This is a genomic window from Janibacter cremeus (assembly GCF_013409205.1).
In the GTDB taxonomy this organism is placed as follows: Bacteria; Actinomycetota; Actinomycetes; order Actinomycetales; family Dermatophilaceae; genus Janibacter; species Janibacter cremeus.
Genome location: NZ_JACCAE010000001.1, coordinates 598,416 through 625,111, shown reverse-complemented (window position 1 = coordinate 625,111; position 26,696 = coordinate 598,416). Strand labels below are relative to the sequence as shown.

The 26,696-nt window shown below is 70.5% G+C and carries 27 protein-coding genes; 17 read left to right on the top strand and 10 right to left on the bottom strand.

The annotated features are described in order from the left end of the window. Window positions 1-125: 125 nt before the first annotated feature. The 5 genes from pyrH (at window position 126) to purU (ending at window position 4,485) form a co-directional block, all read left to right on the top strand. Window positions 126-854, top strand: a complete 729-nt coding sequence (pyrH, locus tag BJY20_RS02815) for a UMP kinase (protein WP_185990134.1) — start codon at window positions 126-128, stop codon at window positions 852-854. Window positions 855-923: 69 nt separating this feature from the next. Continuing rightward, window positions 924-1,481: a ribosome recycling factor gene (frr, locus tag BJY20_RS02810; protein WP_185990133.1), complete on the top strand. Its 558-nt coding sequence runs from the start codon at window positions 924-926 to the stop codon at window positions 1,479-1,481. Window position 1,482: 1 nt separating this feature from the next. Continuing rightward, on the top strand, window positions 1,483-2,361 hold the full coding sequence (locus BJY20_RS02805; RefSeq protein ID WP_185990132.1) for a phosphatidate cytidylyltransferase: 879 nt from the start codon (window positions 1,483-1,485) through the stop codon (window positions 2,359-2,361). 31 nt (window positions 2,362-2,392) lie between these two features. Then, window positions 2,393-3,613 carry a 23S rRNA (adenine(2503)-C(2))-methyltransferase RlmN gene (rlmN, locus tag BJY20_RS02800; RefSeq protein ID WP_185990131.1) on the top strand — a complete coding sequence of 407 codons (1,221 nt, stop codon included), beginning with the start codon at window positions 2,393-2,395 and terminating at the stop codon, window positions 3,611-3,613. Further along, entirely contained in the window at window positions 3,610-4,485 is an 876-nt protein-coding gene (gene purU, locus BJY20_RS02795) for a formyltetrahydrofolate deformylase (protein WP_185990130.1), read from the top strand. The genes rlmN and purU overlap by 4 nt, the downstream gene beginning before the upstream one ends. 71 nt (window positions 4,486-4,556) lie before the next feature. Here the strand turns inward: purU and BJY20_RS02790 are convergent, their stop codons facing one another. The 3 genes from BJY20_RS02790 to BJY20_RS02780 form a co-directional block, all read right to left on the bottom strand. After that, window positions 4,557-5,726, bottom strand: coding sequence for an LOG family protein (locus BJY20_RS02790; protein ID WP_185990129.1), 1,170 nt, complete (start codon window positions 5,724-5,726; stop codon window positions 4,557-4,559). Window positions 5,727-5,850: 124 nt separating this feature from the next. Beyond that, on the bottom strand, window positions 5,851-7,242 hold the full coding sequence (locus BJY20_RS02785; protein WP_185990128.1) for an aspartate aminotransferase family protein: 1,392 nt from the start codon (window positions 7,240-7,242) through the stop codon (window positions 5,851-5,853). Further along, window positions 7,239-7,697: an Lrp/AsnC family transcriptional regulator gene (locus BJY20_RS02780; protein ID WP_185990127.1), complete on the bottom strand. Its 459-nt coding sequence runs from the start codon at window positions 7,695-7,697 to the stop codon at window positions 7,239-7,241. Before BJY20_RS02780 ends, BJY20_RS02785 begins: the two co-directional genes overlap by 4 nt. A 197-nt stretch (window positions 7,698-7,894) precedes the next feature. Between BJY20_RS02780 and BJY20_RS02775 the strand changes: the two genes are divergently transcribed. Further along, window positions 7,895-9,352 carry an aminobutyraldehyde dehydrogenase gene (locus tag BJY20_RS02775; RefSeq protein WP_185990126.1) on the top strand — a complete coding sequence of 486 codons (1,458 nt, stop codon included), beginning with the start codon at window positions 7,895-7,897 and terminating at the stop codon, window positions 9,350-9,352. Window positions 9,353-9,407: 55 nt separating this feature from the next. On the opposite strand, the gene BJY20_RS02770 is transcribed toward BJY20_RS02775, so the two are convergent. The 3 genes from BJY20_RS02770 to BJY20_RS16365 form a co-directional block, all read right to left on the bottom strand. Next, the gene (locus tag BJY20_RS02770; RefSeq protein WP_185990125.1) at window positions 9,408-10,403 is read right to left on the bottom strand and encodes a phosphatase PAP2 family protein; all 996 of its coding nucleotides are present in this window, start codon (window positions 10,401-10,403) and stop codon (window positions 9,408-9,410) included. Window positions 10,404-10,484: 81 nt separating this feature from the next. Continuing rightward, complete coding sequence (locus tag BJY20_RS02765; protein ID WP_185990124.1) at window positions 10,485-11,585, bottom strand: beta-eliminating lyase-related protein; 1,101 nt, start codon at window positions 11,583-11,585, stop codon at window positions 10,485-10,487. After that, entirely contained in the window at window positions 11,582-13,735 is a 2,154-nt protein-coding gene (locus tag BJY20_RS16365) for a DUF6421 family protein (RefSeq protein WP_185990123.1), read from the bottom strand. Before BJY20_RS16365 ends, BJY20_RS02765 begins: the two co-directional genes overlap by 4 nt. A gap of 150 nt (window positions 13,736-13,885) precedes the next feature. On the opposite strand from BJY20_RS16365, the gene BJY20_RS02755 reads away from it, so the two are divergent. The 3 genes from BJY20_RS02755 to BJY20_RS02745 are packed head-to-tail and all read left to right on the top strand — an operon-like array spanning window position 13,886 to window position 16,145. Then, window positions 13,886-15,349 (top strand): NAD-dependent succinate-semialdehyde dehydrogenase, encoded by a 1,464-nt coding sequence (locus tag BJY20_RS02755; RefSeq protein ID WP_185990122.1) that lies wholly within the window; start codon window positions 13,886-13,888, stop codon window positions 15,347-15,349. Beyond that, window positions 15,349-15,804, top strand: a complete 456-nt coding sequence (locus BJY20_RS02750; RefSeq protein WP_185990121.1) for a guanyl-specific ribonuclease — start codon at window positions 15,349-15,351, stop codon at window positions 15,802-15,804. The genes BJY20_RS02755 and BJY20_RS02750 overlap by 1 nt, the downstream gene beginning before the upstream one ends. Further along, window positions 15,801-16,145, top strand: a complete 345-nt coding sequence (locus BJY20_RS02745) for a barstar family protein (protein WP_185990120.1) — start codon at window positions 15,801-15,803, stop codon at window positions 16,143-16,145. Before BJY20_RS02750 ends, BJY20_RS02745 begins: the two co-directional genes overlap by 4 nt. Before the next feature lie 112 nt (window positions 16,146-16,257). Here BJY20_RS02745 and BJY20_RS02740 read toward each other — a convergent pair whose 3' ends face one another. Continuing rightward, a complete protein-coding gene (locus BJY20_RS02740; protein ID WP_185992660.1) occupies window positions 16,258-16,458 on the bottom strand; it encodes a hypothetical protein in 201 nt (66 codons plus the stop codon). 9 nt (window positions 16,459-16,467) lie between these two features. Between BJY20_RS02740 and BJY20_RS02735 the strand changes: the two genes are divergently transcribed. The 5 genes from BJY20_RS02735 to BJY20_RS02715 all read left to right on the top strand — a co-directional run bounded on the left by BJY20_RS02735 (window position 16,468) and on the right by BJY20_RS02715 (window position 21,706). Next, the gene (locus BJY20_RS02735) at window positions 16,468-16,962 is read left to right on the top strand and encodes an acyl-CoA thioesterase (protein ID WP_343062755.1); all 495 of its coding nucleotides are present in this window, start codon (window positions 16,468-16,470) and stop codon (window positions 16,960-16,962) included. Next, window positions 16,959-18,149 carry a 1-deoxy-D-xylulose-5-phosphate reductoisomerase gene (gene dxr / locus BJY20_RS02730; RefSeq protein ID WP_185990119.1) on the top strand — a complete coding sequence of 397 codons (1,191 nt, stop codon included), beginning with the start codon at window positions 16,959-16,961 and terminating at the stop codon, window positions 18,147-18,149. Before BJY20_RS02735 ends, dxr begins: the two co-directional genes overlap by 4 nt. Window positions 18,150-18,226: 77 nt before the next feature. After that, a complete protein-coding gene (locus BJY20_RS02725) occupies window positions 18,227-19,561 on the top strand; it encodes a M50 family metallopeptidase (protein ID WP_185990118.1) in 1,335 nt (444 codons plus the stop codon). A 43-nt stretch (window positions 19,562-19,604) separates the two neighbouring features. Continuing rightward, a complete protein-coding gene (gene ispG, locus BJY20_RS02720) occupies window positions 19,605-20,762 on the top strand; it encodes a flavodoxin-dependent (E)-4-hydroxy-3-methylbut-2-enyl-diphosphate synthase (RefSeq protein WP_185990117.1) in 1,158 nt (385 codons plus the stop codon). A 98-nt stretch (window positions 20,763-20,860) separates the two neighbouring features. Next, window positions 20,861-21,706 (top strand): GNAT family N-acetyltransferase, encoded by an 846-nt coding sequence (locus BJY20_RS02715; RefSeq protein ID WP_185990116.1) that lies wholly within the window; start codon window positions 20,861-20,863, stop codon window positions 21,704-21,706. Here the strand turns inward: BJY20_RS02715 and BJY20_RS02710 are convergent, their stop codons facing one another. Next, window positions 21,707-22,675: a zinc-binding dehydrogenase gene (locus BJY20_RS02710; RefSeq protein ID WP_185990115.1), complete on the bottom strand. Its 969-nt coding sequence runs from the start codon at window positions 22,673-22,675 to the stop codon at window positions 21,707-21,709. 143 nt (window positions 22,676-22,818) lie between these two features. Here BJY20_RS02710 and poxB point away from each other — a divergent pair, with 143 nt between their 5' ends. Genes poxB through BJY20_RS02695 form a run of 3 tightly spaced genes read left to right on the top strand, consistent with a single transcriptional unit; the run spans window position 22,819 to window position 25,732 of the window. Further along, window positions 22,819-24,543 carry a ubiquinone-dependent pyruvate dehydrogenase gene (gene poxB / locus BJY20_RS02705; protein ID WP_185990114.1) on the top strand — a complete coding sequence of 575 codons (1,725 nt, stop codon included), beginning with the start codon at window positions 22,819-22,821 and terminating at the stop codon, window positions 24,541-24,543. Window positions 24,544-24,555: 12 nt separating this feature from the next. After that, complete coding sequence (locus tag BJY20_RS02700) at window positions 24,556-24,948, top strand: DoxX family protein (protein WP_185990113.1); 393 nt, start codon at window positions 24,556-24,558, stop codon at window positions 24,946-24,948. 4 nt (window positions 24,949-24,952) lie between these two features. Next, the gene (locus BJY20_RS02695) at window positions 24,953-25,732 is read left to right on the top strand and encodes an SIR2 family NAD-dependent protein deacylase (RefSeq protein ID WP_185990112.1); all 780 of its coding nucleotides are present in this window, start codon (window positions 24,953-24,955) and stop codon (window positions 25,730-25,732) included. Between the two features lie 9 nt (window positions 25,733-25,741). Here the strand turns inward: BJY20_RS02695 and BJY20_RS16360 are convergent, their stop codons facing one another. Together BJY20_RS16360 and BJY20_RS16355 are read right to left on the bottom strand one after the other, a co-directional pair. Next, complete coding sequence (locus tag BJY20_RS16360) at window positions 25,742-26,164, bottom strand: EamA family transporter (protein ID WP_343062754.1); 423 nt, start codon at window positions 26,162-26,164, stop codon at window positions 25,742-25,744. Continuing rightward, window positions 26,165-26,689: an EamA family transporter gene (locus tag BJY20_RS16355; protein ID WP_343062753.1), complete on the bottom strand. Its 525-nt coding sequence runs from the start codon at window positions 26,687-26,689 to the stop codon at window positions 26,165-26,167. Window positions 26,690-26,696 lie beyond the last annotated feature (7 nt).

Here is a 26,696-nt window from a genome sequence, read left to right as displayed (position 1 = left end):
ATGTCCCGAAAGAATAGTGACCCCGATCTGCGTCGACAAGGGTCGTGCTCGGGTGGGTCTTCGAACGAAGCACACCTGTGGAAGGATCGGGCGCAGCCGTTTAGCCAGACTCAGGGAGCGCCCACGTGACAGACCAGACCACACCTACGGCCTATCGCAGGGTCCTGCTCAAGCTGTCCGGAGAGGCCTTCGGCGGAGGCAAGGTCGGCGTCGCCCCCGATGTCGTGCGCGGCATCGCCGAGCAGATCGCCACCGCCGTCAACAGCGGCGTCGAGGTGGCCATCGTCGTCGGCGGGGGCAATTTCTTCCGTGGGGCGCAGCTGCAGGAGCAGGGCATGGACCGCACGCGGGCGGACTACATGGGGATGCTCGGCACCGTCATGAACTGCTTGGCGCTGCAGGACTTCCTCGAGGACGCGGGGATCGACACCCGCGTGCAGACCGCCATCACCATGGGGCAGGTCGCCGAGGCCTACATCCCGCGTCGGGCGATCCGTCACCTCGAGAAGGGCCGCGTCGTCATCTTCGGTGCCGGCGCCGGCATGCCCTTCTTCTCCACCGACACGGTCAGCGCCCAGCGTGCCCTGGAGATCAAGTGCGACATCGTGCTGATGTCCAAGCACGGCGTGGACGGGGTCTACGACTCCGACCCTCGCCGCAACCCCGAAGCCAACAAGCTCGACGAGATCACCTACGAGCAGGCGCTGCAGCAGGACCTCAAGGTCGTCGACGCAGCCGCCTTCAGCCTGTGCCGTGAGAACGGCCTGCCGATGCTCGTCTTCGGCATGGACGGCGAGCGGAACATCACCCGCGCGCTGCTCGGCGAGCCGATGGGCACGCTCGTCACTTCCTGAGTGAGAGACTGACCCCTGGACCACCGGGACGCGCACGCCGCGCCCTGACGACGAAGGAGCTCAAGAGACATGATCGAGGAAGCCCTGCTGGAAGCAGAGGAGAAGATGGACAAGGCCGTGGAGGTCGCGAAGGAGAACTTCGCCGGCATCCGCACCGGACGGGTCAACCCCGGCCTGTTCAGCAAGGTGATGGTCGACTACTACGGTGCGCCGACCCCCTTGCAGCAGCTCGCCTCCTTCGCCAGCCCCGAGGCTCGCACCCTGCTCATCACGCCCTACGACCAGTCATCGCTGTCGGCGATCGAGGGGGCGCTGCGTGACTCCGACATGGGTGCCAACCCGAGCAACGACGGCACGGTCATCCGGATCACGATGCCGGAGCTGACCGCCGAGCGGCGCAAGGAGTACATCAAGCTCGCCCACGGGCAGGCGGAGGACGCCAAGGTGTCCATCCGCCACGTCCGCAGGCATGCCAAGGACACCATGGACAAGGCCGTCAAGGACGGCGACGTCGGTGAGGACGAGGGCAACCGCGGGGAGAAGGATCTCGACACGCTGACGAAGAAGTACACCGACAGCGTCGACACCCTGCTGAAGTCCAAGGAAGCCGAGCTGTCCGAGGTCTGATGTGACCCCACCCGACAACGCCACACGTCGCTCCGTGCGCGCGGGGGAGGCAGCGGCCGCCGGGCCCTCGAGCCGGGCCGGTCGCAACCTGCCGGTCGCCATCGGCACCGGGGTGCTCCTCGGGGCCATGGCCGCCGGGTCGCTGTTGGTCCACCCGGTGGCCTTCCTCGTCGTCATCTGCGTGGCCGCGGTCGTGGCCGTGTGGGAGATGCGTCAGGCCCTGTCCGAAGGGGGACTATTCGCCCCCTTCGTGCCGGTCGCCGTCGGCGCGGTGAGCCTGATCGTCGCCGGCTATCTGCGGGGGGCCGAGGCCCTGGTCTTCGCGGCGACCCTGACGGTCCTGGCGATCGTCATCTGGCGGGTCGCCGACGGGCTGACCGGGGCGGTGCGCGACATCGGCGCCGGTGCCCTCGTGCTGCTCTACCCGTGCTTCCTCATCGGCTTCGCGGCGCTGATGCTCGCCGAGCCGCAGGGGCGCTGGCGGATCTTCGTCTTCATCCTCATCACGGTCTTCTCCGACATCGGGGGCTACGCCGTGGGGGTGCTCTTCGGCAAGCACCCGATGGCGCCGAAGCTCTCCCCGAAGAAGTCCTGGGAGGGCATGGCCGGCTCCATCGTCACGTGCGCGATCGTCGGCGCCATCGCCGTGCCGCTGTGCCTCGACACCGGCCTGTGGTGGCAGGGCGCCCTGCTCGGTGCGCTGATCGCCCCCGTCGCGACGATCGGTGACCTCATCGAGTCCAGCCTCAAGCGCAACCTCGGGTTGAAGGACATGTCCAACATCCTCCCGGGCCACGGTGGCCTGATGGACCGCCTGGACTCGCTCGTCCTGGTGGTTCCGCTGGCGTGGTTCGCGCTGCGGCTCATCGCCCCGTACTGAGCCCAACGCCGAGCCTGAGACAATGGGCTCGATGACCGATCTGCCCCAGCCCTCGACGACGCGTCCGGTTCCCGGCCAGCTGACGATGAAAGCACCCCGGCGCGGCAAGCCGCCGCGCCACTTGGCCGACCTCGATCTTGCCGGGCGGGTCGAGCTGGCCAAGGAGCTGGGCCTGCCGGGCTTTCGGGCCAAGCAGCTCTCGACGCACTACTTCACCCACCACACGGACGACCCGGCGCAGATGAGCGACCTGCCCAAGGCCGGGCGTGAGGAGCTCGTCGCCGCGCTGTTGCCGCGGCTGCTCACCCCGGTGCACACGATCTCCGCTGACGAGGGCGCGACCCTGAAGTCGCTGTGGCGCCTGCACGACGGCGCGACGGTGGAGTCGGTGCTCATGCGCTACCGCCGTCGGGCCACCATCTGCATCTCCAGCCAGGCCGGCTGCGGCATGAACTGCCCCTTCTGCGCCACCGGCCAGGCGGGACTGACCCGCAACATGTCGGCGGCCGAGATCGTAGACCAGGTCGTCGCCGCCAATCGCATGCTCGCCGAGTCCGGCGACCTCACGGCGCCCGCCGACTCGGGCGCTGAGCTGGGCGATGAGGCCGGCGACGGGACGGACGAAGGGGGGAACCCCCCTTCGCGTGGCGGTCACCGGGTGACCAACGTCGTCTTCATGGGCATGGGCGAGGCCCTGGCCAACTACAAGTCCGCCATCGGCGCCATCCGCCGGATGGTCGACCCCTCGCCCGAGGGCCTGGGGATGAGCGCCCGGGGGATCACGATGTCCTCCGTCGGCCTGGTCACCGGCATCGACAAGCTCACCCAGGAGGGCATCCCGGTCACGCTCGCGCTGTCGCTGCACGCACCCGACGACGAGTTGCGCGACGAGCTGGTGCCGATCAACACCCGGTTCAAGGTGGACGAGGCGATCGACTCCGCCCACCGGTACTACCTGGCGACGGGACGACGGGTGAGCATCGAGTACGCGATGATCAAGGACATCAACGACCAAGCGTGGCGCGCGGACCTGCTCGCCAAGAAGCTGCTCGCCCGTGGCAAGGGCTGGGTGCACATCAACCCGATCCCGCTCAACCCGACGCCGGGCTCGAAGTGGACCGCCTCCCGCCCCGGCGTGGAGCAGCAGTTCGTCGAGCGCCTGCGCGCGGCCGGGATCCCGACGACCGTCCGCGACACGCGTGGCAGCGACATCGACGGGGCCTGCGGGCAGTTGGCGGCGACGAGCTCGTGAGCGTTCCCGTCCCGAGCGGCCTCGGCCGCGAGGCCGTGCTGACCCTCTCCGGCCCCGACCGGCGCGGCATCGTCCACGCGGTGACGGGGGCGATGGTCGGTCTCGACCTGAACATCATCGACAGCCAGCAGTTCGGTGATCCCTCGACGGGGGAGTTCCACCTGCGGATGCACCTCGGCGGGGACGAGCCGATCGATCCCCAGACGCTCGAGGCCGCTCGCGCCGGACTCGTCGAGCAGCTCGGTGCCGATGTCGACGTCCACGACCCGCACGAGCCGCACCGTTTGCTGATCATGGTCTCCAAGCAGGGGCACGTGCTCAACGACCTGCTCTTCCGGGTGCGCACCGGCCAGCTCAACGTCGTCGTGCCGGCCGTCGTGTCCAACCACGAGGACTTCCGCGAGGAGGTCGAGTGGCACGGCATCCCCTTCCACCACGTCCCGGTGACCAAGGAGACCAAGCCACAAGCCGAGGCCCGGCTGCGCGAGATCATCGCGGCCGAGCGCGTCGAGACCGTGGCGCTCGCCCGGTACATGCAGGTGCTCTCGCAGGAGATGTGCACCGACTTCCCGGGGCGGATCATCAACATCCACCACTCGCTGCTGCCCTCCTTCAAGGGCGCGCGTCCGTACAGCCAGGCGCACGACCGCGGCGTGAAGGTCATCGGCGCGACCGCGCACTACGTGACGGCAGACCTCGACGAGGGGCCGATCATCGAGCAGGACTTCCGCCGCGTCGACCACCGGATGAGCCCGGAGCAGCTCGCCCGCACCGGCCAGGAGCTGGAGGCGATGGCCTTCGCCCGGGCACTGCGCTGGCACGTCGAGCGCCGCGTCGTCCTCCGGGGACGCCGCACGATCGTCTTCGACTGACGTCGGAGCGGGTGGACGTCAACTCGCCGAGGAATCGTCGGCGAGTCCACCTCCATCCGGGCGGCGACAGGTCACGACGCATGGAGTCGGCCCAGGACGATCTCGGCGGCCTCCTCGGGCCTGTCGACGAGATGCAGGGCGTCGCCGAGCGGCCGGTCGGCTCCCAGCGCCTGCAGCGCCGGCCACACCGGCAGCGTCCGCGTCCAGTGCTCCCGCCCGACGAGCACCAGCGGCGGGAGCGGCTCGTCCTCGTCGGCGTAGTACAGGGGAGTGCTCGCCTGGAAGATCTCCTGGACCGTCCCGGCTGCTCCGGGCAGGACCACTAGGCCGCCGCTGCTCTGGGAGAGCAGGATGTCCTCACGCAGGGGGTTGGAGAAGTACTTGGCGATCCCGTTGCAGAAGACGTTGGGCGGCTCGTGGCCGTAGAACCACGTCGGGATGCCGATGCTGCGGATCCCCGAGTGGTCGACCCCGAGCCCGTCCCGCACCTGCATCGCGAGCACGGCCCAGTCCTCGATCGAGGGGGTGAAGCCCGGGACCGCGGACAGCTCGTCGAGTGCACCGGCCAGGGCCTCGGGCGACGGGGCGAGGGCGCCGAGGTTGGCCGCCTCCATCGCGCCGGGACCACCGCCGGTGAGCACGACCCGACCGGCCTGCGCGAGGGTGTGACCCAGCTCGGCGGCGTCGGCATAGGCGCCGGAGCCACGGGTGAGGGCGTGACCTCCCATGACCCCGACCACGTCGCGACCGTGCAGGGCCTCGACGAGCGCGTCCTGCATGGCGTCGTCGTGCAGGGCGCGCAGGAGCGTGGCGTAGGCGTCGTGCTGGGTGCGCTTGTCGCGGCTCCAGGTGTAGGCGTGGGCGTCCGCCGTCGCGGCGTACCCGCTCTCGGTCAGCCCCCGGTAGAGCTCGAAGGGGGAGTACAGCCGCGCGCGGAAGGGATCGACCGGGCAGGCCGGGTCCCGGGGGATGAGCACCGCACCCCGGGCGACCAGGCTGCGGGCGAGCTCCTCGGGGACCTCGCCGCCCAGGACGACCAGGCCGCGCACGTCCGCCTGCGAGAGGTGCTCGGCGTGTGGGGCCAGGTCGAGGCCCTGCACCCGCCATCCACCCAGGGGTGCTTCCTGCTCGGCCAGCGTCCGCAAGGTTTCGGCGTCGTGGACCTCCCGGTAGGCCGGGTGCCGCCGGCCGGGATGGGTCGGGTCGTGCGCGGGATGGGTGCGCGTCTCCCTGTTGCTCATCTGCCCAACCTAGCCATCGCTCCCTTCGACCCGCCGTCTCCCGGCAGTGGGTCGATGTATTCCCGCGCACCAGGGCGCGCAGGATTACATCGACCGGGCGGGCGAAGGGGGAGGGCGAAGAGGCTCAGATGTGCTTGCTGGCCTCCGAGAGCACCGAGCGCAGCCGCTGCTCGATGTCGTCGAACTCGGCCGGCCCGATGGTCAGCGGCGGCGCGAGCTGGATGACCGGGTCCCCGCGGTCGTCGGCACGGCAGTACAGGCCGGCGTCGAAGAGCCCCTTGTCGATGTGCCCACGCAGCAGCGACTCGGCCTCCGCGTCGGTGAAGGTCTCCCGGGTCACCTTGTCCTTGACCAGCTCGATCCCGTAGAAGTACCCCTCGCCGCGCACGTCGCCGACGATCGGCAGGTCGAGCAGCTTCTCCAGGGTCCTGCGGAAGGCCGGTGCGTTCTCCTTCACGTGGTCGTTGAGACCCTCGCGCTCGAAGATGTCCAGGTTGGCCAGGCCGACCGCGGCGCTGACCGGGTGGCCACCGAAGGTGTAGCCGTGCAGGAAGGTGTTGGTGCCCTTCTTGTACGGCTCGAAGAGCCGGTCGCTGGCGATCATCGCGCCGAGCGGGGAGTAGCCGGAGGTCATCCCCTTCGCGCAGGTGATGATGTCGGGAGTGAAGCCGAAATCGGTCGAGGCGAACATCGACCCGATCCGGCCGAAAGCGCAGATGACCTCGTCGGCGACGAGCAGCACGTCGTACTCGTCGCAGATCTCGCGCACGCGCTCGAAGTAGCCGGGGGGCGGCGGGAAGCAGCCGCCCGCGTTCTGCACCGGCTCGAGGAAGACCGCAGCAACGGTGTCGGGGCCCTCGAACTCGATGGCCTCGGCGATGCGGTCGGCGGCCCACCGGCCGAAGGCCTTCGGGTCCTCGCGCAGCTCCTCGGCCGCCCGGTAGATGTTGGTGTTGGGCACCTTGTGCGCACCGGGCACGAGCGGCTCGAAGTCGGCCTTCAGCGGCGGCAGACCCGTGATGGACAGCGCGCCCTGCGGGGTGCCGTGGTACGCGACGGCGCGGGAGATGACCTTGTGCTTGTGCGGCTTGCCGGTGAGCTTGAAGTACTGCTTGGCCAGCTTCCACGCGGACTCCACGGCCTCGCCGCCACCGCTGGTGAAGAAGACGCGGTTGAGGTCGCCGGGGGCCCCGACGGCCAGTCGCTCGGCCAGCTCGATGGCGGCCGGGTGGGCGAAGGACCACAGCGGGAAGAAGGCGAGCTGCTCGGCCTGCTTGGCGGCGGCCTCGGCCAGCTCCGTCCGGCCGTGGCCGACCTGGACGACGAAGAGCCCGGACAGCCCGTCGATGTACTCCTTGCCGGTGTCGTCCCAGATCGTGTGGCCCTCACCACGGACGATGGTCGGGATGTGGCTGCCGTCCTCGAAGTCACCGTGGCGCGTGAAGTGCATCCACAGGTGGTCGCGGGCGGCGTCCTGCATGCTGGTGCCGAGGCTGGTCGTGGACGGGTTGCTCATCTGGTCCCCCAGTTGTAGTGCTGCTTGTTGAGTTTGAGGTACATGAAGGTCTCGGTGGAGCGCACGCCCGGCAGGCGGCGGATCCGGTCGTTGATCAGGGTCAGCAGGTGCTCGTCGTCCTCGCAGACGACCTCGGCCAGCAGGTCGAAGCTGCCCGCCGTGGTCACGACGTAGGAGACCTCGTCCATCGCGGCCAGGGCGTCTCCGACGGGGGAGAGGTCCCCCTCGACGCTCAGCCCGATCATCGCCTGCCGCGTGAAGCCGACCTGGAGCGGATCGGTGACGGCGACGATCTGCATGAAGCCGGTGTCGACGAGTCGCTGTACCCGTTGCCGGACGGCAGCCTCGGAGAGGTCGACCGCCCGGGCGATCTCCGCATAGGCGCGCCGGCCGTCCTGCTGCAGGTGCTCGATGATCTGCTTGCTCACCCCGTCGAGCTTCACACGGCTGGCCATGGAGCCATCATGCTCTTCGGTACCCGTTGAATGCAAGCCTTTGCACTGCGGTATCCGTCGATCGGCTGCGTTTCCATGTCCGGTATCCGTCGAAATCAGTCTCCATCCAGTACGTGACACGAACGGTGGGGCGGGGATATGGTGCGAATCACATCATCGACGTGCCCACCGGCCCCAACCCACAAGGAGTGGCCCCCGTGACCGACACCACCCAGGACATCCGCACACTGCGCAACTTCGTCGGGGGTGACTACGTCGAGTCCCTCGCGGACGAGCACTTCGAGCTCGTCGACCCGTCGACGGGCAAGGCCGTGGGCTCGTCCCCGGCCAGCACCGCCGGAGACGTCGACCGTGCCTATGCGGCGGCCTCGACGGCGTTCGGGACCTGGGGGGCGACGACGCCGGCGGAGCGACAGATGGCTCTGCTGAAGTTCGCGGACGCCCTCGAGGCCCGTTCCGGGGAGCTGGCGCGTCTCGAGGCGAAGAACACCGGCAAGCCCGTCGCGCTGACCCTCAGCGAGGACATGCCGATGATGCTCGACCACCTGCGGTTCTTCGCCGGTGCCGCCCGGGTGCTCGAGGGCAAGTCGGCCGGCGAGTACATGAAGGGATTCGAGAGCTGGGTGCGTCGTGAGCCGATCGGCGTCGTCGGTCAGGTCACGCCGTGGAACTACCCGATGATGATGGCCATCTGGAAGATCGCCCCCGCTCTGGCGGCCGGAAACACCATCGTCCTCAAGCCGAGCGACACCACTCCGGAGGCGACCCTGCTCCTGGCCGAGATCGCCAGTGAGTTCCTCCCGGAGGGCACCTTCAACGTCGTCGCCGGCAACCGCGACACCGGGCGCCTGGTCGTCGAGCACGCGAGCCCCCAGCTCGTGGCGATCACCGGATCGATCCGGGCCGGGATCGAGGTCGCCGCCTCGGCGGCGAAGGACCTCAAGCGGGCCCATCTCGAGCTCGGTGGCAAGGCGCCCGTCGTGGTCTTCGACGACGCCGACATCGAGGCGGCCGTGAACGGCATCGGCGAGGCGGGCTACTTCAACGCCGGCCAGGACTGCACCTCGGCCACGCGGGTGCTGGCTGCCCCGGGCATCCACGACGACTTCGTGGCAGCCCTGTCCGAGTACGCGCGCAACGAGGCGAAGGTCGGCTTCCCGGACGACGAGGACGCGCTGCTGGGTCCGGTCAACAACTCCAACCAGCTGGCCACGGTCACCGGCTTCCTCGAGCGCCTCCCGGACCACGCGAACCTGGCCGTCGGTGGCACCCGCCTGGAGGAGATGGGGGATGGTTTCTACCTCTCACCCGCCGTCGTCTCCGGCCTGCAGCAGGACGACGAGGCGATCCAGAACGAGATCTTCGGCCCGGTCATCACGGTGCAGAAGTTCTCCGACGAGGACCAGGCCGCTGCCTGGGCCAACGGCGTCGACTACGGCCTCGCCTCCAGCGTCTGGACGAAGGACTTCGGCCGCGCGATGCGGATGAGTCGTCGTCTGGACTTCGGGTGCGTGTGGATCAACTGCCACATCCCGCTCGTCGCCGAGATGCCGCACGGTGGCTTCAAGAAGTCCGGCCACGGCAAGGACCTGTCGATGTACGGCTTCGAGGAGTACACGCGCATCAAGCACGTGATGGCCAGCCTCGACTCTTGAGGTGGCTGCCCTCGCGGTCCTGAGCCCCGTTCCTTCCCTCCCGGGGAGGCGGGGCTCAGCCCTTGCCGGTCGTCTGCAGCTCCCGCACCCGGGCGTGGCGCACGTGCTCCCGCAGGGCGAAGGGGGTCGCCCGCCGGCCGGGCCATGGGCTGACCGGGCCGGGGCGAGCCGACATGGTCCGCACCGCCACCGGTCGCAGCGGGGGCAGGTCGTTGGCGCTCTGGCTCACCGTGGGGAGCGTGGCCAGGGCCGGGACGGGTGACGGCTGCGCTGGCGGCGACGCCGTGCTCGCAGCGCTCGGGACGGCCGCACCGGAGGTGCGCGACGGCGCCGGGGCCAGTGCCGGCAGAGCCGGAACGGCGGTGCGCACGGCCGGTGGCTGCCACCCGAGGACCGGCGTGCCGGCCGCGATCCGACGGTCGACGTCGACGATGATCCGCAGCATCAGAGCGCCGGCGAGCATCCCGGCGAGCAGGTCGGTGGGCCAGTGGAAGCCGAGGTAGAAGGCCACGACGATGGACTGGGCGGTGATCAGGCCGACCAGGAAGGCCAGGGGCTTGCGGAGACGCATGTCCGGGTTGGCGTACGTGCGCAGCAGGTACGCGGCGGCGCCGTAGAAGAGGATCGCCTCGGCAGCGTGGCCCGAGGGGTAGGCGATGCCGTACCACCCGTGGGCGAAGACGCCTCCTTCCCAGAAGTGGCCGGCGCCGGCCGCGGGTGAGGTGCGTTGGAGCAGGATCTTCATCCCACCGACACCGACGTAGAAGGCGACCTCGGCCGCGACGACGATGGCCAGCGGGTGCCAGGTGCGGTACTTGCGCGCCAGCACGACGGCGATGACGAGCAGCACGGGCAGGCACACCGCCTGGCCGGCGACCGCGTTGGGGACGGAGTCGAGGAAACCGAACCAGTTCGGGGTGTACCTCTTGGCCCAGTAGCCCTGCAGCGCGGCGTCGAGGGACCGCAGTGGTCCGGCTGCGAGGACGGTCAACAGGACCAGCGCGCCGGCCAGAGCCGGGGCACTCGTCCAGCGCAGCGATCTCGAGGTCACCCTGCAGGTGTAGTTGATTTTCCTGACAACTTCCTGTGCAACACGCCTTCGGTGAGGGAGTTCACACGCTGTCCGCACCGCTCATCGCGGCTGGGCGAGCTCCTCGCGGACAGCCTGCGCGAACGCCTCGACATCGGCCTCGGTGGTGTCCCAGGCGCACATCCAACGCACCTGACCGGTGATCTCGTCCCAGAAGTAGAAGCGGAAGCGCTCCATCAGCCGCTCGCTGGCCAGCCGCGGCAGGATCGGGAAGACCGCGTTGGCCTCGACCTTCGTGACCAGGCGCACGCCGTCGATGTCGGCGACCGCCTCGGACAGTCGGCGGGCCATCGCATTGGCGTGCTCGGCGTTGCGGCGCCACAGGTCACCCTCGAAGAGCGCGAGCAGCTGGGCCGAGACGAAGCGCATCTTGCTGGCCAGCTGCATCGACTGCTTGCGCAGGTAGGTCAGGCCGGCAACCCGCTCGGGCGAGAGCACGACGACCGCCTCGGCGAGCATCGCGCCGCCCTTCGTCCCGCCGAGGGAGAGCAGGTCGACACCGACGTCGCCGGTCAGCTCGCGCAGTCCGACGCCCTGCGCCGCGGCGGCATTGGCCAGACGCGACCCGTCGAGGTGCAGCACCCAGCCGCGCTCGTGCACGAGGTCGGCGATCGCGCGGATCTCCTCGGGGGAGTAGACCGTGCCGACCTCGGTGGAGTTGGTGATCGACACGACACCGATCTGGGCGAAGTGCTCGTCCCCCTCGCGGGCCGGGTAGTCCTCGATGAGCTCGGGAGTGAGCTTGCCGTCCGGCGTGTCGATGACGTTGACCTTCAACCCACCGATCCGCTCCGGGGCCGCGGCCTCGTCGGCGTGGATGTGCGCGCTGCTCGTGGTGAGCACGGAGGCCCAGCGCGGGGTCGCCGCCTGGAGGGCCAGCACGTTGGCGCCGGTGCCGTTGAAGACCGGGAAGACCTCGACCGTGCGACCGAAGACGTCGCAGAGCACCTCCCTCAGGTGCGCGGTGTAGACGTCCTCGCCGTAGGCGACCTGGTGGCCGCCGTTCGCCGCGACGATCGCTGCGAGCACCTCGGGGTGGACCCCGGCGTAGTTGTCGCTGGCGAAGCCGCGCTCGGCCGGGTCGTGGAGAGGATCGAAGGGGGTCTGCTCGGTCGTCGTCGTGGCGGTGCTGTTGGTGGTCACGCCGACATCCTCACACTCTCGTCGGCGCGGGCCTCGTCGGCCCTGGGGTCGCGGGTGCCGGTGAGACCGCGGGTGGACTCGATGACCGGGCCGACCTTCTTGCGCAGCGCCTCGAAGAAGACGTTGAGCGGGAACTCGTCCGGCAGGACGGCGTCGTTCAGGCCCTTGCGGGGACCATCGAGCGGGAGGCCGTCCGCCCCCTTCGCCCAGACCGAGCCCGGGTGCGGCGCGACATAGCCGGAGATGAACTCGTGGGCCGCCATCCAGTGGCCCACCTTGGACCGGTCGATGCCGTCCCGGTAGAGCCGCTCGATCTCGTCCGAGAGCGCGACCACCGTCTCCGGCACCCGGGCCCAGTCGAAGGTCAGCTTGTTGTCCGTCCAGCGCAGGGCGTCGTGCTTGTGCAGCCACGCGAAGAGCAGCTGACCGCCCAGGCCGTCGTAGTTGCGGTGGCGCTCGCCGGTGATCGGGAACCGGAAGCCGCGGTCGAAGATGATCGCCAGCTGCACGACGCGGGCGAAGGGGTGGCCCTCCTGCGCGAGGTCGACGCACTGGCGGAAGGTGTTGAGGTCGCAGCGCAGCTCCTCGAGCGCGTACATCCAGTACGGCATCCGCTGCTTGATCATGAAGGGGTCGAAGGGCAGGTCGCCGTGGCTGTGGGTGCGGTCGTGCATGAGGTCCCACATGGCGAACGCCGACTGGGCCACCTCCTGCGAGCTGACGAGTCGTTCGCCCTCCGGTGGCAGGTCGAGGGAGAGGGTCTGCGCGGTCGCCTCGGTGATCCGGCGGAAGCGCGCAGCCTCGCGGTCGGAGAAGATCGCGCCCCAGTGGAAGGTCGGCACCTCGCGCACGCAGACCGTCTCGGGGAAGAGCACCGCGGAGTTGGTGTCGTAGCCGGGGGTGTGGTCGAGGAACTGCACCGACAGGAACATCGGGTTGTCGAAGCGGCCCTCGACGTCGGCGAGCCAGTCCGGCCAGAAGGTGCTCAGCAGCACGGCCTCGAAGACGCGGTCCGGGTTGCCGTTCTGCGTGTACATCGGGAAGAGGACGAGGTGCTCGGCCCCGTCCACGCGGTGCTGCTCGGGACGGAAGGCCTGCAGGCTGTCGAGGAAGTCCGGCACACCGAAGCCGTCGTCGACCCAGCGCTGCAGGTCGCCCGGCAGGGCGGCGAGGTACGCGCCGTCGTGCGGGAAGTGCGGCGCGAGCTCCTCGACCCGGGCGACCATCTGCGCCACGAGCGCGGCGGCGCGCTCCCGGTCGGCCTCCGGCTGCAGCGAGCCGTCGGGCGCCTGCAGCAGGCGCAGCTCCTCGACGGCGGCCTTCAGGGCCAGCCAGGCCGGGGAGGTGGCGACCGGGTGGGACCGGGCGGTATCGCTCGCGGTGGGCGTGCTCGAGTTGCCGGCCCAGGTGACCAGGTTGACCCAGAACTCCTCGTGATCGAGCTCGCCGATCGAGTCGTCCCCGACGATGTCCGAGTCGGCGAGGACGACGACGCGGCCACGGCCGTGCTCGAGCGTCACCGCGAGCGGCTCGTCGGCCGGGTGCGCGCTCGCGGAGGTGCGGGCCAGCACGTGGGCGTCCGCGGCGGTGGCGACGTCGAGGGTTCCAGCGCGGTAGAAGCACAGGTCGGCGATCCCCGCGAGGACGCCCTGCCCGGGGGTCTGCGCGATGTCGGCACGCACCCAGGTGGCGTTGCCGTGGTGGCGCCGGCCACCGTCGGGGGACTCGTGCACGAGGGTGGAGGTGATCTGCACACCGAAGGGGGCGAGCAGTTCACCCAGGTTGTTGCCGTGGGTGTCCTGGTCGCACTCGGCGAGGACGACCAGGCCGCCCCCCTTCGCCACGTGGTCGACGACGGCATCGATCTCGGCCGCGGTGAGGACCGGAGGCAGGTCGCCGGTCACGCGCTCGCTCGCCGCGGCGGCGAGGTGCGGGATGACCAGGACGTCGACACCCTCGAGGGCGCCGGGGGTCAGCTCGCCGTCGGTGTGGGGGTCGACCCGGGTGCCGCGCTCGCGCAGGAGGGCGGCGGAGCGGGCGAGGCTGGCGTCACCCTGGTTGGCCGGGTTCATCTCCGCAGCGAGGTCGGCATCGAGCGACCACGCGCTGGAGTGCACCTGGTCGACGAGCACACGGGCGAAGGGGGTCATGACAGCCTCCGGGGTCGAGACGGGAAGTTCATCTGATTAAGGTTCTCAAAACCGAATGAATTACGCCAGTTGACGCCTACAGATGATGAATGTCCTTTGGGTGCCGATGGGTGGCGCGTCCGGCGCTCCGCGCGTGGATAGGCTGCCCGCATGCCTGTCGTGACGCAGAAGTCCGCCCTCGAGTACGCCCCGACCCACCTGCACATCGGTGGAGCCTGGCGAGACGCGGGGGAGGGGGAGACCCTCGCCGTGCACGACCCGGCGACGGGACGGGTGCTGGCGCAGGTGGCCGACGCCACCGTCGCCGACGGGCGCGCGGCCCTGGACGCGGCCGTTGCCGCGCAGGCGGACTGGGCCGCGACCGACCCGCGCGAGCGCTCCGAGATCCTGCGACGTGCGTTCGAGATGCTCACCGAGCGGGCCGACACCTTCGCCATGCTCATGACCCTGGAGATGGGCAAGACGCTCGCCGAGTCGCGCGGCGAGGTCACCTACGGCGCGGAGTTCTTCCGGTGGTTCGCCGAGGAGGCCGTGCGGATCCACGGGCGCTACTCGCTCGCCCCTTCGGGCGGGACCCGGCTGATGACCATGCAGCAGCCGGTCGGGCCCGTCTTCGCGATCACCCCGTGGAACTTCCCACTGGCGATGGGTACCCGCAAGATCGGTCCGGCGATCGCGGCCGGGTGCACCACGGTCATCAAGCCCGCCGCCGAGACGCCGCTGACGACGCTCGCCCTGGCCGGGCTCCTGCAGGAGGCCGGGCTGCCGGCCGGTGTCCTCAACGTGATCACCACGAGCCGCTCCGGCGAGGTCAGCGAGCCGATCATCCGCGACCCGCGCCTGCGCAAGCTGACCTTCACCGGCTCCACGCCGGTGGGCCAGGCACTCGTGCGCCAGTCCTCCGAGCAGCTGCTGCGCACGTCGATGGAGCTCGGCGGCAACGCCCCCTTCCTCGTCTTCGAGGACGCCGACCTCGACCGCGCCGTGGACGGCGCGATGCTGGCGAAGATGCGCAACATCGGCGAGGCCTGCACCGCCGCCAACCGTTTCCTCGTCCACGAGTCGCTGGCGCACGAGTTCGCCACCCGACTGGCGAAGCGGATGGGGGAGCTGAGAGTCGGCAAGGGGACGGCGAAGGGGGTCGACGTCGGCCCCCTGATCACCCAGGCGGCCCGCGCCAGGGTCGTCGACCTCGTCGAGGACGCCGTCGACGGCGGCGCGAAGGTCCTCACCGGCGGCGAGGTGCCCAGCGGCAAGGGCTGGTTCTACCCGCCGACGGTCCTGGCCGATGTGCCGGCGAGCGCTCGGTTGCTGACGGAGGAGATCTTCGGGCCGGTCGCCCCGATCACCACCTTCCGCACCGACGAGGAGGCGATCGCTCTGGCCAACTCCACCGAGTACGGACTCGTGGCCTACCTCTACACCGAACAGACCGCGCGCACGATTCGAGTGGCCGAGGCGCTCGAGTTCGGCATGGTCGGTGTCAACCAGGGCGTCGTGTCCAACCCGGCCGCACCCTTCGGCGGGGTCAAGCACTCCGGCTTCGGTCGTGAGGGAGGCTTCGAGGGGATCGAGGAGTACCTCGAGACCAAGTACGTCGGGCTGGCGCTCTGATGGACCGGCGATGGCGCTTGCGGATCCGACTCGCCGGTGCCGTGCTCCTGCTGCTTGCCGCAGCGTGGATCATCCTGTCCGGGGGCGACCCGCGGGAGATGAGGATCCCGGGGTCACCCGACGACAGGTCGAGCACCTCGTCCACCCACGGCGGCGCGACGCCGGACTCGGGGCTGGAGACCATCCCCGCGTCGCAGCTGCCGCCCCAGGGCCGCGAGACCCTGGGGCTGATCCACGACGGTGGTCCCTTCCCCCACGACCGGGACGGCATCACCTTCGGCAACCGCGAGGGCATCCTGCCGCAGCAGCAGGACGGGTACTACAGCGAGTACACCGTGCCGACCCCGGGCCTGGACCACCGCGGTGCCAGGCGCATCGTCTGTGGGCAGGCTATGGACTGCTTCTACACGCAGGACCACTACGCGAGCTTCGCGCAGATCGAGGAGGGCCAGTGATCCACATCGAGGCCGCCGGGGTGGACGGGCTGCTCGCCCGGGCCGCCGCCGGGACCGACCACGTCCACGTCGTCGACGGTGGCAGCGACCGCTGCGAGATCTACGACCGCTTCGTCGAGGCACTCGCCCTGCCGGACCACTTCGGTCACAACCTCGACGCACTGATGGACTCCCTGCGCGACGTCGCCGATCGGCACGAGGCGCCGTGGACGCTCGTGTGGCGGCCCGGGAGCCCTCCTCCCGGCGCCGAGGGGACCCCCACCGACGAGGGGGTCCTCGGCGTGCTCGCCTCGTTGGAGCGGGAGTACCGGGACCTCAGCGTCGTCGTCGCCGACCGCTGAGCGTGGCTTCGAGGCGTCGGCCGCAGGCGGCCTCGCACCTCAACCACCGGTGGCTGAGGTGCGACGAAGGAGCCTCGAAGCCAGTTCGCGCCTCGACCATCGCGGGGTCACGTCAGTTTCGACAGCCGGCCGCGAGGGCGAAGCCGACGACGGTCGCCAGGCCGGCGAGGGAGCCGGCCTTGTGCTGGGCCTCCGGAATCATCTCGTCGACGAGCATGACGAACAGGGCGCCCGCGGCAAAGCGCGCCCCACAGGAGCGCCAGACCCACCCCGGACTCCCTTCGACGTCGCCGCGCCGGCCACTCCTTGTCATGATGGCCCCGTGACGACTCCCACCGATACCCGGATCACCCTTTCGCGCATCATGACCAATGCCGAGGCCAACCTCCTGGGCACCGTTCACGGCGGCAACATCATGAAGATGGTCGACGACACGGCCGGCGTCGCGGCCAACCGCTTCGCGCATGGCCCGGCGGTCACCGCCGCGATGGACGAGATGGCCTTCCACAACCCCGTCCGGGTCGGTGACGTCCTCCACGTCAGCGCCCAGGTCAACTGGGCCGGCCGCACCTCGCTGGAGGTCGGCGTGCGCGCCGAGGTCGACCGCTGGGACGCGGTGACCGAGCGGGTCCACGTCGCCAGTGCCTACCTGGTCTTCGTGGCCGTCGACGACGAAGGGAGCGTGCGCGAGGTAGGCGAGCTGGTCACCTCCACCACGCAGGAGGCCCGCCGCTTCCGTGAGGCCCAGATCCGCCGGGCGAGCCGGCTGGCCCGCCGCGAGGCGATCCGCTCCAGCCGCGAGGACGAGAGCGCGTGAGCAGCAGCGACCGCACCCGGGTCACCCTGCTGGGCTCGACCGGATCGATCGGCACCCAGGGCCTGCAGGTCATCTCCGCCCACCCCGACCGATTCGAGGTCGCCGCGATCGCCGGCGGGTCCAACCTGCGCCTGCTCGCCCAGCAGGCGGCGCGCTACACCCCGCCGCTCGTCGCCGCGGCGGCCGGCACGGTGGCGGAGCTGACCGAGGCGATCGCCGCTGCCGTCCACGACGCCGGGGGGAGCAGCGACTACGGACCCGAGGTCCTCGTCGGTCCGGACGCGGCGACCCAGGTCGCCGGGCGATCGAGCGACGTCGTCCTCAACGGCATCACCGGCGCCATCGGCCTGCGACCGACGTTGGCGGCGCTGCGGACCGGGGCACGCCTGGCCCTGGCCAACAAGGAGTCGCTGATCATCGGCGGCCCGATCGTCGCGGCGGCCGCTGCTCCCGGCCAGATCGTGCCCGTCGACTCCGAGCACTCGGCCATCGCCCAGGCGCTGCGCTCGGGGGCGCGGGAGGAGGTGCGCAAGCTGATCGTGACCGCCAGCGGCGGTCCCTTCCGTGGGCTGCCGCGAGACGAGCTGCGCGAGGTCACCCCGGAAGCGGCCCTGGTGCACCCGAACTTCGCCATGGGGCGGGTGATCACGACCAACAGCGCCACGCTGGTGAACAAGGGGTTGGAGCTGATCGAGGCGCACCTGCTCTTCGACGTGCCGATGGACCGCATCGAGGCGGTGGTGCACCCGCAGCAGATCATCCACTCGATGGTCGAGTTCCACGATGGGGCCGTCGTCGCCCAGCTGGGTCTGCCGACGATGCTCGCGCCGATCGCCCTGGGGCTGTCCTGGCCCGATCGGCTCACCGACGTGGAGGTCCCCGTCGACTGGACCAAGGCCGCCGACTGGCGCTTCGAGTCCCTCGACGACGAGGCATTCCCTGCCGTGCGGCTGGCCCAGCAGGTCGGCCGGGCCGGCGGCACGCATCCGGCCGTGTACAACGCGGCCAACGAGATCGGGGTCGACGCCTTCCACGAGGGTGCCTGCGGCTTCCTCGACATCGTCGACACCATCAGCGAGGTCGTCTCGCGGCACGAGAGCGCCGACTTCGACGCACACACCGTCGAGGGCGTCCTGGCTGCGGACAGGTGGGCCCGGGCCGAGGCCGCTGCGATCCTCGGGGGCTGACCGACCCTTCGCCCGGACCCCCGGCCCGCGCGGGTTCTGGCGCCGACGGGCGTCGACGTGCGTGAGAGAATGGGCGCATGCTCTATGTCCTCGGGGTCGTCCTCGCCTTCGTCGGGATCGCACTGTCGATCGCGCTGCACGAGGTCGGTCACCTGGTGCCGGCCAAGAAGTTCGGCGTGCGCGTGCCCCAGTACATGGTCGGCTTCGGGCCGACGGTCTGGTCGCGCACCCGCGGCGAGACCGAGTACGGCGTCAAGGCGGTGCCGCTCGGCGGCTACATCCGGATGATCGGCATGTTCCCGCCGGCCAAGGGCCAGGACCCGACGATGACCCGGGCCTCGAGCACGGGACGCTTCAGCCAGCTCGCCGACGAGGCCCGCCAGCAGAGCCTGGAGGAGATCCGTCCCGGCGACGACGGCCGGATGTTCTACCAGCTGCCCGTGTGGAAGCGGATCGTCATCATGATGGGTGGCCCCACGGTCAACCTCCTGATCGCGCTCGTCCTCCTCACCGGGATCTTCACCCTCCACGGAGTGGCCGTCACGACGCCGAAGATCTCCTCGGTGAGCCAGTGCGTGGACATCTCACAGGCGGGCCAGCAGGCACGCTCCGAGTGCACCCCGGACATGCCGCTGGCGCCGGCGAACAAGGCCGGACTGAAACCCGGCGACACGATCACCGCGATCAACGGCACCTCCGTGACGACGTGGGACGACGTGCGCCTGGCGATCCGCGACAACCTCGGTGCGCCGTTGACCCTGACCGTCACCCGGGACGGCGACCCGGTGACCCTGCAGGCCGACCCGATCGTCCTCGACCTGCCCGTGTACGACGACAACGGCAACCTCCAGCACGACGGCAGCGGTGCAGTCATCACCGAGCGGGCCGGCTTCCTCGGGGCCAGCGGTAGCCGGGAGATGCAGGAGCAGCCGATCACGGCGGTCCCCGGCCTCTTCTGGGACCAGGTGGAGCAGACCTACGGACTGCTGGTGAAGATCCCGCAGAAGCTCGTCGGGGTCGCCGATGCGGCCTTCGGCAGCGCCGAGCGCGACCCCAACGGACCGATGTCGGTCGTCGGCGTGGGCCGGATCGCCGGCGAGGTCGCCAGCTCCGACGCCTTCGGGGACACCCTGGACAAGGCCGTGCTGCTGGTCTCGCTGCTCGCGTCGCTCAACCTCGTGCTCTTCGCCTTCAACACCATCCCGCTGCTGCCGCTGGATGGTGGACACGTCGCCGGTGCCCTGTGGGAGGCCCTGAAGAAGGGCTGGGCCCGCGTGCGTGGCCGCCCCGACCCCGGGCCCGTCGACGTCGCCAAGGCACTGCCCCTGGCCTACGGCGTCGCGCTCGCCTTCATCGCCATGACCGTGCTGCTCGTGTACGCCGACTTCGTCAAGCCGATCCGCCTGACCTGAGGCACCCAGCGGAGATCCAGACGATGGGACGCATAATGGGGGTATGAGTGTCTCCCTCGGAATGCCGAAGGCCCCCGCACCGGTGCTCGCACCGCGTCGTCCGACCCGCCAGATCAAGGTGGGGTCCGTGGGGGTCGGCAGCGACAGTCCGGTCTCCGTGCAGTCGATGACGACGACGGTCACCTCGGACATCAACTCGACCCTGCAGCAGATCGCCGAGCTGACGGCGGCCGGCTGCGACATCGTGCGGGTGGCCTGCCCGACGCAGGACGACGCCGACGCACTGCCGGCGATCGCCGCCAAATCGCAGATCCCCGTCATCGCCGACATCCACTTCCAGCCGAAGTACGTCTACGCGGCCATCGAGGCCGGGTGTGCCGCTGTGCGCGTCAACCCGGGCAACATCCGCAAGTTCGACGACCAGGTCAAGCAGATCGCCCGGGCCGCCAAGGACCACGGCACCTCGATCCGCATCGGCGTCAACGCCGGCAGCCTCGACAAGCGACTGCTGGAGAAGTACGGCAAGGCCACCCCCGAGGCGCTGGTGGAGTCCGCCGTGTGGGAGGCCTCGCTCTTCGAGGAGCACGACTTCCACGACTTCAAGATCTCCGTCAAGCACAACGACCCGGTGACGATGGTGCGCGCCTACGAGCTGCTCGCCGAGGCCGGCGACTGGCCGCTGCACCTGGGCGTCACCGAGGCGGGGCCCGCCTTCCAGGGCACGATCAAGTCCGCCACGGCCTTCGGTGCGCTGCTCTCGCGCGGCATCGGTGACACCATCCGCGTCTCCCTCTCGGCCCCGCCCGTGGAGGAGATCAAGGTCGGCACCCAGATCCTGCAGAGCCTGGGCCTGCGTCCGCGCAAGCTCGAGATCGTCTCCTGCCCCAGCTGCGGCCGTGCGCAGGTCGACGTCTACGAGCTGGCCGACAAGGTCACCGCCGGTCTGGAGGGCATGACCGTCCCGCTGCGCGTCGCCGTCATGGGCTGCGTCGTCAACGGTCCGGGAGAGGCCCGCGAGGCCGACCTCGGCGTGGCGTCCGGCAACGGCAAGGGCCAGATCTTCGTCAAGGGTGAGGTCATCAAGACCGTCCCCGAGGCGCAGATCGTCGAGACACTCATCGAGGAGGCCATGCGGATCGCCGAGGAGATGGGCGAGGACGACGAGAGCGAGGAGGCCGGCGCCACCGTCACGGTGGGCTGAAGCCTTCGATACTCCCGGGTCGCGCCCCAGTGCGGGGCAGGCAGGGAGAGGCACCCCCTTCGCCCCCGACGTGCAGGTGGGCTCACTAGGGTGGGGGAGTGCTGCGCACCCGCCAACCGATCCGGCTCCTGGGCGTCGACGACGTCGACGACGCCCTGGATCTGTGCGCGCGCGATCCGGCGGCGAACGTCTTCGTCGCCAGCCGGATCCTCGACGGAGGGCTCGGCCCCGGGTCCACCGCAGCGCACGGCTACTTCGCCGACGGGCGGCTGGAGGCCTTCGTCTGGTCCTACGCCAACGTGGTCCCGGTCGGCACCGGGCCCGAGAGCTGGGGTCCTCTGGCGGGGCAGGTCAGGCGCATGCGACGACGCAGCGCCTCCTTCCTCGGACCCCGCGAGGAGGTCCTCGGCCTGTGGCAGGAGACCGGGTCGGTCTTCCCGCGGCCGCGGGCGATGCGCACCGAGCAGCCGCTGATGGCCACCCGCACCCCGCCGTCCCGACTCGGCCACGCGATCGACGCACGGGTGCGCCCCGCCCACCTCCACGAGGTCGACCTCGTCCTGCCGGCAGCCGAGCACATGTTCACCCATGAGATCGGTTACCGCCCCTACACCGGCAGCTCCGCGTTCTACCGTGACTCGATCTGGCGCCTCATCCGCCAGGGACGCACCTACGTCGTCATCGAGGGCGGGCGCGTGATCTTCAAGGCCGACATCGGCTCGGTCGCCCTCGACACCTGCCAGATCCAGGGCGTCTGGCTCTCCCCGGAGCTGCGCGGGCGAGGTCTGGCCGCCGGCTTCATGGCCTCGGTGGTGGAGCAGACGATGGCCGACCACGCCCCCTTCGTCACGCTGTACGTCAACGACTACAACGTCGCCGCGTTGGCGACCTACGAGCGTGTCGGCATGCGTCGGGCGGGCACTTTCGCCACCATCCTCTTCTGATCAGAGGGTGAAGACGACCTTGCCCACGAGGTCGCCGGACTCCATCGCCGCGAAGCCATCACGTGCTCGGTCCAGCGGCAGGGTGCGGTCGATGAGCGGGCGCGTGCCCGTCGACTCGAGCAGCCGCATGAGGTCACCGAGCTCGCTGCGGGTGCCCATCGTCGAGCCGATCACGCTCAGCTGCAGGAAGAAGATCCGGGTCAGCTGCGCGTCTTCGGGTCGGGGGCCGGAGGTGTGGCCCGCGATGACGATCCGCCCACCCGGGCGGAGGGCGCGGATCGAGTGGTCCCAGGTCGCTCGGCCGACCGTCTCCATGACCGCATCGACCTTCTCCGGCAGCCGCTCGTTGACATCAAAGACCGCGTGGGCGCCCAGCTGAAGCGCCCGGGCCTTCTTGTCCTCGCTGCGCGAGGTGGCCAGCACGCGCACGCCGGCGGCGCGGGCCAGGGTGATCAGCGCCGTGGCCACGCCCCCGCCGGCGCCCTGGACGAGCACGGTCTCGCCGGGGCGGACACCGCCGCGCACGAAGAGCATCCGGTAGGCGGTCAGCCAGGCCGTGGGCAGGCATGCGGCCTCCTCCATGGACAGCCCCGCCGGCTTGGCGACGACGTTGCCCGCGGGCACGACGACGGTGTCGGCGAAGGTGCCCTGGTGCTTCTCGGAGAGCAGGGAGCGCTTCGGGTCCGTGGTCTCGTCGCCGGAGAAGCCGGGGGAGGCGATCACCGAGTGCACGACGACCTCGTTGCCCTCCTCGTCCAGGCCCGCTGCGTCGCAGCCGAGGATCATCGGCAGCTTGTCCTTGCCGAGCCCGACGCCCTTCAGCGACCACAGGTCGTGGTGGTTCAGGGCGGTGGCCTTCACGGCGACCCGCACCCAGCCCTCGGGGACCTCCGGCTCGGGGCGCTCACCGACCACGAGTCCGGCCAGCGGGTCGTCGGGGTCGGTGCTCTCGGCGTACACGGCGCGCATGTCGGCGTCCTCTCGATCGGGTGTCTCCGGCCACTCTGCCAGCGCCGGCCCGACAGATCCACGACAGCGGCTCGCCCAGCGATCGTGGGCACCCCCGCGAGCGGCTAGCGTGAGGCGAGCCACGCCGAATCGAAGGAGCGAGCATGCCGACCGTCGCGGACAACGTCATCGCCACACTGCGGGCCAACGGGATCACCCGGGCCTACGGGATCCCGGGGGACTCCCTCAACGGCTTCACCGAGGCCATGCGGCGGGATGGATCGATCGCGTGGAAGCTCGTTCGCCACGAGGAGTCCGCGGCCTTCGCCGCTGCTGCGGACGCGGAGCTGACCGGGCAGATGGCCGTGGTCCTCGGCAGCTGTGGGCCGGGCAACCTGCACCTGATCAACGGGCTCTTCGATGCCCAGCGCAGCCGGGTGCCGGTGCTGGCGATCGCCGCACAGATCCCCAGCGCCGAGATCGGCAGCGGCTACTTCCAGGAGACCCACCCGCAGAACCTCTTCCAGGAGTGCAGCGTCTACTGCGAGATGGTCTCCGACCCGGCGCAGATGCCGCGCATGCTGCAGACCGCGATGCGAGCGGCGATCCAACAGCGGGGCGTCGCGGTGCTCGTCGTTCCCGGCGACGTCGCCCTGGCAGAGGCGCAGGAGACGATGGTCACGACCATCGAGCGGGCCCGCGCGCGGGTCGTGCCCGCGGCCGACCAGCTGCAGCGTGCGTCCGACCTGCTCAGCACGTCGAAGCGCACGACCCTGCTCGTGGGCGTCGGGGCCGAGGGCGCGAAGCAGGAGGTGCTCGAGCTGGCCGACACCCTCGGTGCCCCGGTCGTGCACTCCCTGCGCGGCAAGCAGCACGTCGAGGGGGACAACCCCTTCGACGTCGGCCTGACCGGCCTCCTCGGTTTTGCCTCCGGGTACCGGGCGATGGACAAGGCCGACACCATCCTCATGCTGGGCACCGACTTCCCCTACCGGCAGTTCTACCCGGAGACGGCGAAGATCATCCAGGTCGATCTGCGCGGCGAGCAGCTCGGGCGCCGCGCCCCGCTCGAGCTGGGGCTCGTCGGTGACGTGCGCGAGACCGTGCGCGAGCTGCTGCCGATGCTGCGGCGCAACGAGGACCGACGCCACCTCGATGAGTCGTGCGCGCACTACAAGCGCACGCGCGAGGACCTGGACGACCTGGCGGTCCCGGCGAAGCGGGGACGCCCGATCCACCCGCAGTACGTGGCCAAGCTCATCAACGACCTCGCGGACGAGGACGCGGTCGTCATCCCCGACGTCGGCTCGCCGGTCGTCTACGCCTCCCGCTACTTCGAGTGCCGCGGCGAGCGTCGGGTCATCGGCTCCTTCCTCCACGGGTCGATGGCCAACGCGGTGCCGCACGCCATCGGCGCCCAGGTGGCCCACCCCGAGCGGCAGGTCATCACCCTCAGCGGTGACGGTGGTCTGGCGATGCTCATGGGCGAGATGCTCACCGTCGGCCAGTACGACCTGCCGATCACGATCGTCGTGCTGAACAACTCCTCGCTCAACTTCGTCGAGCTGGAGATGAAGGCCGCCGGACTACCGGACTTCGGCACCCACCTGGACAACCCCGACTTCTCCAAGGTCGCGGAGTCGGTCGGCATGCGGGGGATCCGGGTCACGGAGTCGGCGGAGCTCGAGAGTGCGCTGCGCGAGGCCCTCGCCCACGACGGCCCGGCCCTGGTCGACGTGGTCACCGACCGGCAGGAGCTGACCATCCCGCCCGCGATCTCGGCCGAGCAGATCAAGGGTTTCACGCTCTACGCACTGCGTACGGTGATGTCCGGTCGAGGCGACGAGCTGCTCGACCTCTCCCGCTCCAACCTGCGCCAGATCTTCTAGACGAGGACCGTGATGACCCGACCCGACCTGCCCACCACCCTCCTGGCGAGTGCCTTCGCGGCCTCCGGGGTGATCCACCTCGTGCGGCCGCAGGTCTTCCAGCCGATCGTGCCGTCGCCGCTGCGCGACCACGACCGGGCGCTCGTGCACGCCTCCGGGGTTGCCGAGATCGCTTGTGCTGCAGGCCTGCTCATCTCGCCGACCCGACCAGCGGCAGGCCTGGCCAGTGCGGCGCTGCTCGTCGCGGTCTTCCCGGCGAACGTGCAGATGAGCATCGACCACGCCCGCCGGGCCCGGCGCGGGCAGACCCCGCAGGCCTGGAGCTCCTTCGCCGGGACCCTTGCCCGGCTGCCGCTCCAGTGGCCGCTCGTGCGCATCGCGCTGCGCGCTGCCGGGAGGGGATGAGCCCATGAGCACCCACGAGACGACCCTTGACCTCCCCCCGGAGGTCGTCGCCGCGATCCGCGGTGCCCGCCGGGTCATGGTCCTGACCGGTGCCGGCATGAGCGCCGAGTCCGGCGTGCCGACCTTCCGTGACGCGCAGACCGGGCTGTGGGAGGAGTTCGATCCCTCGCAGCTGGCCACCGCCGAGGCGTGGCAGGAGGATCCCCGCTTCGTCTGGGGGTGGTACGCGTGGCGGATGCACCTGGTGCGCGGGGTCGAGCCCAATGCCGGTCACCGGGCACTCGCCGAGCTCGCGCGGCTGCGGGAGGTGATGATCTCCACGCAGAACGTCGACGACCTCCACGAGCGCGCCGGCTCGAGCGTGGCCGCCCACGTCCACGGGTCCCTGTTCGCGCTGCGGTGCACCGACTGCGACTCCCCGTACGAGGGGGAGGTCGACCTCCCGGCCGAGCCGGAGGAGCGCCTCGTCCCGCCGCAGTGCCCCGAGTGCGGGGCGCACGTACGCCCCGGCGTCGTGTGGTTCGGCGAGATGCTGCCCGAGGCGGACGTCGAGGCGACCGAGGCCGCGATCGACACGCTTCAGCCCGGTGACGTCACGCTGGTCATCGGCACCTCCGGGCTCGTCTTCCCGGCGGCCGGCTACCCGGCGATGGCCCGCGCGGAGGGGGCGACGGTCATCGAGATCAACCCGACCGAGACCGAGGTCTCCGACATGTGCCACCACGTCGTGCGGGGCACCGCCGCCGAGGTGCTGCCGGCCCTCGTCGCTGCGGTGGGGGAGTGACCCGGCCGGCTACCGGGCCGAGGCGGCCCCACCCGTGGGGACGGCGACGCGGGGCGCACCCGTCGGGGACGAAGGGGGCAGGGTCGCGCGTCGGCGGGTCGTGGCCCACACGCCGATGATGACCAGGACCCCGCCCACCAGCTCCACCGGGGACGGCGTCTCCCCGAGCAGCGCCCACGCCAGGGTCAGGCCCGTGATCGGCACGAGCAGGGAGAAGGGGGCCACCGAGCCCGCGTTGTGCCGCGACATCAGCCACGTCCACAGGCCCGACCCCACGACGGTCGCCACGAGAGCCGTGTAGGCCAGGCCGCCCCACGCGAGCAGCTCCTGCGGACCGGTGGAGAAGGACCCGGTGAGGGAACGCCACATGCTCCCCGGTCCCTCGACCACGGCGGAGATCGCGAGCAGCGGCAGGGGCGGCACGACGGTCATTCACAGCGCCAGGTGCAGCGGCTTCGGGGGAGCGGCCTGCCGGGCGGCGAGGTTGCCGAAGGCCCAGCCGAGGCCGGCGAGCAGGGTGAGGAGGAAGGGAAGAATGCCCGCCTCACCGGACAGTCGCTGGGAGCCGACGACCGCCATGCCGAAGGCGGCGAGGGCGAGCCCCGCGGCGGCCCGCCCCGTGACGTGCTCGCCGAGGAGGACCGCCCCGAGGACGACGGTGAAGGGGGCCGAGCTCTGCAGGACGAGGGATGCCAGACCGGCAGGCATGCCCAGGCTCATCCCCAGGTAGAGGAAGGCGAACTGCAGCACGCCGAAGCCGAGGCCGTAGCCGATGAGCCAGCGCGCGGGCACCCGGGGGCGCGGGACGAACAGCACCGTCGGGATCGCCAGGAGGAGGAATCTCAGGGCGGCGCACAGGAAGGGCGGGAAAACCTCGAGCGAGGCGTGGATGGCGATGAAGTTCGCGCCCCACAGGACGGCGACGAGGACGGCGAGCAAACGGTGACGAAGGGGCACGGTCCGA

Excerpts from the sequence above, each read along its gene's own strand:
- BJY20_RS02790 (WP_185990129.1), bottom strand. The coding sequence starts at position 5,726 with ATGAGCAACAGGGAGACGCGCACCCATCCCGCGCACGACCCGACCCAT.
- BJY20_RS02700 (WP_185990113.1), top strand. The coding sequence starts at position 24,556 with ATGACCCGACCCGACCTGCCCACCACCCTCCTGGCGAGTGCCTTCGCG.
- frr (WP_185990133.1), top strand. The coding sequence starts at position 924 with ATGATCGAGGAAGCCCTGCTGGAAGCAGAGGAGAAGATGGACAAGGCC.
- BJY20_RS02755 (WP_185990122.1), top strand. The coding sequence starts at position 13,886 with ATGCCTGTCGTGACGCAGAAGTCCGCCCTCGAGTACGCCCCGACCCAC.
- BJY20_RS02750 (WP_185990121.1), top strand. The coding sequence starts at position 15,349 with ATGGACCGGCGATGGCGCTTGCGGATCCGACTCGCCGGTGCCGTGCTC.
- BJY20_RS02710 (WP_185990115.1), bottom strand. The coding sequence starts at position 22,675 with ATGCGCGCCGTGTACGCCGAGAGCACCGACCCCGACGACCCGCTGGCC.
- BJY20_RS16365 (WP_185990123.1), bottom strand. The coding sequence starts at position 13,735 with ATGACCCCCTTCGCCCGTGTGCTCGTCGACCAGGTGCACTCCAGCGCG.
- poxB (WP_185990114.1), top strand. The coding sequence starts at position 22,819 with ATGCCGACCGTCGCGGACAACGTCATCGCCACACTGCGGGCCAACGGG.
- BJY20_RS02780 (WP_185990127.1), bottom strand. The coding sequence starts at position 7,697 with ATGGCCAGCCGTGTGAAGCTCGACGGGGTGAGCAAGCAGATCATCGAG.
- rlmN (WP_185990131.1), top strand. The coding sequence starts at position 2,393 with ATGACCGATCTGCCCCAGCCCTCGACGACGCGTCCGGTTCCCGGCCAG.
- BJY20_RS02695 (WP_185990112.1), top strand. The coding sequence starts at position 24,953 with ATGAGCACCCACGAGACGACCCTTGACCTCCCCCCGGAGGTCGTCGCC.
- ispG (WP_185990117.1), top strand. The coding sequence starts at position 19,605 with ATGAGTGTCTCCCTCGGAATGCCGAAGGCCCCCGCACCGGTGCTCGCA.
- BJY20_RS02725 (WP_185990118.1), top strand. The coding sequence starts at position 18,227 with ATGCTCTATGTCCTCGGGGTCGTCCTCGCCTTCGTCGGGATCGCACTG.
- BJY20_RS16360 (WP_343062754.1), bottom strand. The coding sequence starts at position 26,164 with ATGACCGTCGTGCCGCCCCTGCCGCTGCTCGCGATCTCCGCCGTGGTC.
- BJY20_RS02785 (WP_185990128.1), bottom strand. The coding sequence starts at position 7,242 with ATGAGCAACCCGTCCACGACCAGCCTCGGCACCAGCATGCAGGACGCC.
- BJY20_RS02740 (WP_185992660.1), bottom strand. The coding sequence starts at position 16,458 with ATGACAAGGAGTGGCCGGCGCGGCGACGTCGAAGGGAGTCCGGGGTGG.